6 protein-coding genes are annotated in these 4,847 nt (G+C 66.0%); all 6 read right to left on the bottom strand.

Features of this window, described 5'->3' with window-relative positions; genetic code table 11:
- The coding region (hpaH, locus tag JYJ84_RS28430; protein WP_205189759.1) for a 2-oxo-hept-4-ene-1,7-dioate hydratase at window positions 1-640 on the bottom strand (640 nt) is incomplete at its 3' end.
- Window positions 641-660: 20 nt separating this feature from the next.
- Window positions 661-1,053 (bottom strand): 5-carboxymethyl-2-hydroxymuconate Delta-isomerase, encoded by a 393-nt coding sequence (locus JYJ84_RS28435; protein WP_175222616.1) that lies wholly within the window; start codon window positions 1,051-1,053, stop codon window positions 661-663.
- Window positions 1,054-1,086: 33 nt separating this feature from the next.
- Entirely contained in the window at window positions 1,087-1,935 is an 849-nt protein-coding gene (gene hpaD / locus JYJ84_RS28440; RefSeq protein WP_175222615.1) for a 3,4-dihydroxyphenylacetate 2,3-dioxygenase, read from the bottom strand.
- Between the two features lie 258 nt (window positions 1,936-2,193).
- Window positions 2,194-3,657: a 5-carboxymethyl-2-hydroxymuconate semialdehyde dehydrogenase gene (gene hpaE, locus JYJ84_RS28445; RefSeq protein WP_122946876.1), complete on the bottom strand. Its 1,464-nt coding sequence runs from the start codon at window positions 3,655-3,657 to the stop codon at window positions 2,194-2,196.
- A gap of 22 nt (window positions 3,658-3,679) precedes the next feature.
- Window positions 3,680-4,444, bottom strand: a complete 765-nt coding sequence (locus JYJ84_RS28450) for a fumarylacetoacetate hydrolase family protein (RefSeq protein WP_122946875.1) — start codon at window positions 4,442-4,444, stop codon at window positions 3,680-3,682.
- A partial coding sequence (locus JYJ84_RS28455) for a fumarylacetoacetate hydrolase family protein (RefSeq protein WP_205189764.1) occupies window positions 4,441-4,847 on the bottom strand: 407 nt, incomplete at its 5' end. The genes JYJ84_RS28450 and JYJ84_RS28455, both read right to left, overlap by 4 nt.

Raw genomic sequence — 4,847 nt, forward strand, 5'->3', positions numbered from 1 at the left:
CGTTCGCCGGATGGTTCAGCACGCCGGCCGCGACGCCTGTTTCCTCGACCACGCCGTTGCGCGACATGATCGCCGCGACCCAGCGCAGATCGACGTCCTGCGGTTTCACGGGCCGCCCGCCGATCACGACACCCGCGTTCGCCGCGTTGTCGGCGATCGTGTCGAACACCTTGCGCGGCCGCTTCGTGTCGGGGTCGATCGACTGGCTGCGCGCGTCGATGATCTCGAGCGCGGGCACGACGTAGTCGACCGCGTCGTACACGTCGAAGATCGTGCAGTCCGGGCCGGTCAGCCGCTTGCCGAGCACGAACGCGAGCTCGACCTCGACGCGCGGCACGATGAAGCGGCCGGTCGGAATCGTGCCGCCGTCGGCGAAGAACATGTCGTCGAGCAGCGCGCCGTAGTCTGGCTCGTCGATCTGCGACGTGTTCTGCATCGCCTTCGACGTGAGGCCGATCTTGTGTCCCTTCAGCGTGCGGCCTTCCGCGAGCTTGAGGGCCACCCACGCGCGCTGGATCGCATACGCGTCGTCGATCGTGATGTCGGGATGGTCGAGCGAGATCTGGCGGATCTGCTGGCGTTCGCGCTCGGCGTCGTGCAGACGCTGCGCGAGCTGGTCGATGATGGCGGGTTCGAGCATGGTCGGATCGGGAATGGGGTTCAGCCGGCCCGCTTGTAGCGGGCGTGGATGTTGTTGTGCTTGTACGAGCCGCTTTCGCTGAACTCGGTCAGCTCCATCGACAGCGCGAGGTAGCGTTTCGCATACAGCTCCGCGAAGTGCGCCTTGACCGCGTCGAACAGCGCGTCGCACGCGGCCTTCTTCTGCGCGTCGGTGCGGCCCGAGCCGATCTTCAGCGTCACGTGGACGAATGCGTCGTCCTCCGTGCCGTCGGCCACGCAATAGTCCTGCAGCTCGATCGCACGCGAGCGGATTCCGCCTGTCGGGAACACGCCGCCCTGTGCGATCAGCGTTTCGTTGATCGTGCGCAGCAGCGCGGGAATGCGCGCGTCGTCGCGGATGTTCGCGGTGTATTCGACGACGATGTGGGGCATGTCGAGTCTCCTGTCGAATGCGTGGTGCGACGTTCAGGACAACGGAAAGATCGCATTGATCTGCCCGGTTCCCGAACTCGCGAAATAGTCGGTGACGATCTCGACGGGTTTATCGTAGCGATCCCAGCCGAGCAAGCCGAGCAGCATCGCGGTGTCGTGCATCCCGCCTTCGCCGTGGCAATGCGTGTTGTACTCGGGCAGCATCGCGCAGAAGGTCTTGAAATCGCCCTGTTTCCACAGCTCGACCACGCGCAGGTCCACCTGCCGGAAGAATTCGCGGCTGATCTGGTGGATCGATTCGTCGGGGCTGCCGTTGTCGTTGAAGCGGTGCGACAGCGACCCGCTCGCGAGGAACGCGACGTTCGAATCGCTCTTCTCGATCGCTTCGAGCAACGCCTCGCCGAAGCGCCGGCTTTCGTCGAGCTGATGCCACATGCACCAGCCGGCGATCGACACGACCTTGAAGTGCTGGTCGGCGTTCATGTAGCGCATCGGCACGAGCGTGCCGTATTCGAGTTCGAGGCTGTCGATCTCGTGTGCGCGCGTCGCGATCCCGCGCTCGGTGGCCGTCTCGGCGATCAGCCGGCCGAGCGCCGGGTTGCCTGGATATGCGTACTCCATGTCGCGGATGAAATGCGGCAGCTCGTTGCTCGTGTACGTGCCCGCGAACCGCGCATTGCAGTTCACGTGATAGCCGGCGTTGACGAGCCAGTGCACGTCCGACACGACGATCGTGTCGACGCCGAGCGCACGGCAGCGCTCGCCGATCAGTTGATGGCCGCGGATCGCCGCTTCGCGGCAGCCGTGATGCCTGCCGGGCAACTCCGACAGGTACATCGACGGCACGTGCGTGATTTTTGCGGCGAGGGACAGTTTGCCCATCGTTCAAGTCTCCTGTCGGCTGGAGTTAGCGCTTTAGCGCTTACTCCAGCCCCATGCTTCGCGGTCGGCTGGAGTTAGCGCTTTAGCGCTTACTCCAGTCCCATGCTTCGCGGTCGGCCGGAGTTAGCGCTTTAGCGATTACTCCGGCCCCATGCTTCGCGGTCGGCTGGCGTTAGCGCTTTAGCGGTTACTCCAGCCCCATGCGTGGCCGGCGTGCCGGCTAAGGAATCATTCGTGCTGCCAGACGACCCGCGCCCGTTACACGCCCCAGCGCGGAATGTGGTGCGAACCCATCGAGATGCACACGTTCTTGATCTCCGCGAACACCTCGAAACTGTACTCGCCGCCCTCGCGACCGGTGCCCGATTCCTTCACGCCGCCGAACGGCTGGCGCAGGTCGCGCACGTTCTGGCTGTTCACGAACACCATCCCGGCCTCGATGCCGCGCGCGAGGCGATGCACCTTGCCGACGTCCTGCGTCCAGATGTACGAAGCAAGACCGTACGCGGTGTCGTTCGCGAGCCGCAGCCCTTCATCTTCGTCCTCGAACGGAATGATGCACGCGACCGGCCCGAAGATCTCTTCCTGCGCGACGCGCATCCGGTTGTCGACGTCGGCCAGCACGGTCGGCCGCACGAAGTTGCCGTTGCGCAGATGGTCGGGCAGGCCCGCCGGCTTGTCCGCGCCGCCCGCAACCACGCGCGCGCCTTCCTGCTCGCCGATGCGGATATAGCCCGTGACCTTCTCCCAGTGCTGCCGCGTGATCATCGCGCCGAGATTCGTGGCCGGATCGGACGGATCGCCAACGATCAGGTTGTTCGCCCGGCGCGCGAATTCCTGCACGAAGCGGTCGTAGATCGTGCGCTGCACGAAGATCCGCGAACCGGCCGTGCAGCGTTCGCCGTTGATCGAGAAGATCGTGAACAGCGACGCGTCGAGCGCGCGATCGAAATCGGCGTCGTCGAAAATCAGCACAGGCGACTTGCCGCCGAGTTCCATCGAATACTTCTTGAGACCGGCACGCTCCATGATCCGCTTGCCGGTGACGGTGCCGCCGGTGAACGACACCGCGCGCACGTCCGGATGGCGCACCAGCGCATCGCCGGCCGTCGCGCCATAACCCTGCACGACGTTCAGCACGCCCGGCGGAATGCCGGCTTCGAGCGCGAGGCGGCCGAGCTGGTCGGCCGTCAGCGGCGACAGCTCCGACATCTTCAGCACGGCCGTGTTGCCGAGCGCGAGGCACGGCGCCGTCTTCCACGTCGCGGTCATGAACGGCACGTTCCACGGCGACACCAGCGCACACACGCCGACCGGCTGGTACAGCGTGTAGTTCAGCATCTGGTCGTCGACCGGATAGGTGCGGCCGTTCATCTGCACGCACACTTCCGCGAAGAAGTTGAAGTTCTCGGAGGCCCGCGGAATCAACTGCTTGCTCGTCTGCGCGATCGGCAGGCCAGTGTCCTGCGTCTCCAGCGCCGCGAGCATCGGCACGTTCTTCTCGATCAGCTCGCCGAGCTTGCGCATCAGCTTCGCGCGCTCCTTGGCCGGCGTGTTCGCCCATTTCGGGAACGCTTCCTTCGCGGCGCGCACGGCCGCATCGACTTCGGCCTCGCCGCCCGATGCGACGTCGGTGATCACATCGCCCGTCGCGGGATTCAGCGTCGTGAACGTCTCGCGGCTTTCGACTTCGCGGCCGTCGATCCAGTGCTTGATGGTCATGCTCTCTCCTTGGGCGACGGGCTCAGCCGGCGCGATAGTAATCTGCTTCGCCGACGATCGTGTTCACGAGCCGGCCAATCCCTTCGATCTCGGTCACGACCTCGTCGCCCGGCTTGGTATCCGCCAGCCCCTCGGGCGTGCCGGTCAGGATCAGGTCGCCCGGCGAGAGCGTCATGAAGCCGCTGATGTGCTCGATCAGCGCAGGCACGTCGAAGATCATGTCGCGCGTGCTGCCGCGCTGCGTCTCCTGGCCGTTCACCGTCGTGCGCAGCGTCAGGTCGCCCGCATCGCCGATCTCGTCGCGGCTGACGAACCACGGCCCGAGCGGCGTGCAGGTGTCGCGGTTCTTCACACGCAGGTTCGGACGGTAGTAGTTCTCGAGATAGTCGCGGATCGCATAGTCGTTCGCGACCGTATAGCCGGCCACGTAGTCGAGCGCCTGCGCGCGGCTCACATTGCGCGCGGGCCGGCCGATCACGACGGCCAGCTCGCACTCGTAATGCATGTGGGTGGCATCCGCCGGGCGCACGGTGCGCGACCGGTGGCCGATGAACGTGTTCGGCCCCTTCAGGAAGATCAGCGGCTCGCTCGGCGCCTTGAACGCGAGTTCCTTCGCGTGGTCGGCATAGTTGAGGCCGAGCGCGAACGTCGTGCGCGGCGCGACGGGCGGCAGCCATTCGACCACGTCTTCGGCAACGACACGCCCCGTATCGAGGCGGATCGCGCCGTCGCCGGCCGGTTCGGCTGCATGCAGTGCACCGTTGTAGATCACGCGCGCCGTCTTCATCGTGCTTCCTCCGCAATCAGCGTGTGCCGCAACGTGCCGATGCCGGCGGCGGCGATCTCGATCGTGCTGCCCGCGCGGGCGCGCGGTGCGCCGCCCGCGACGCCGAGCAGCAGTACATCGCCCGCGTCGAACGACATGAAGGCCGTCACGTCGGCGATCAGCTCGCGCACGGGGCGAATCAGCGTGGCCGTCGAAGCGGACACGGCCACCTCGCCGTCGATCCGCACGGTCAGGCCGATCGCATCGACGTCGCCCAGCGCGGCGGCCGGCACGATCGCCGGGCCCAGCGGGCAGAAACCATCGCGGCACTTGAAGCGCACGGCCGGACGGTAGTAATCGGGATGCGGCACCGACACGTCACTCGCGAGCGTGAAACCGTGCAGGTAGTCGAGCGCCCGTTCGG

Source organism: Burkholderia sp. LMG 13014 (assembly GCF_905232215.1).
Classification (GTDB): domain Bacteria; phylum Pseudomonadota; class Gammaproteobacteria; order Burkholderiales; family Burkholderiaceae; genus Burkholderia.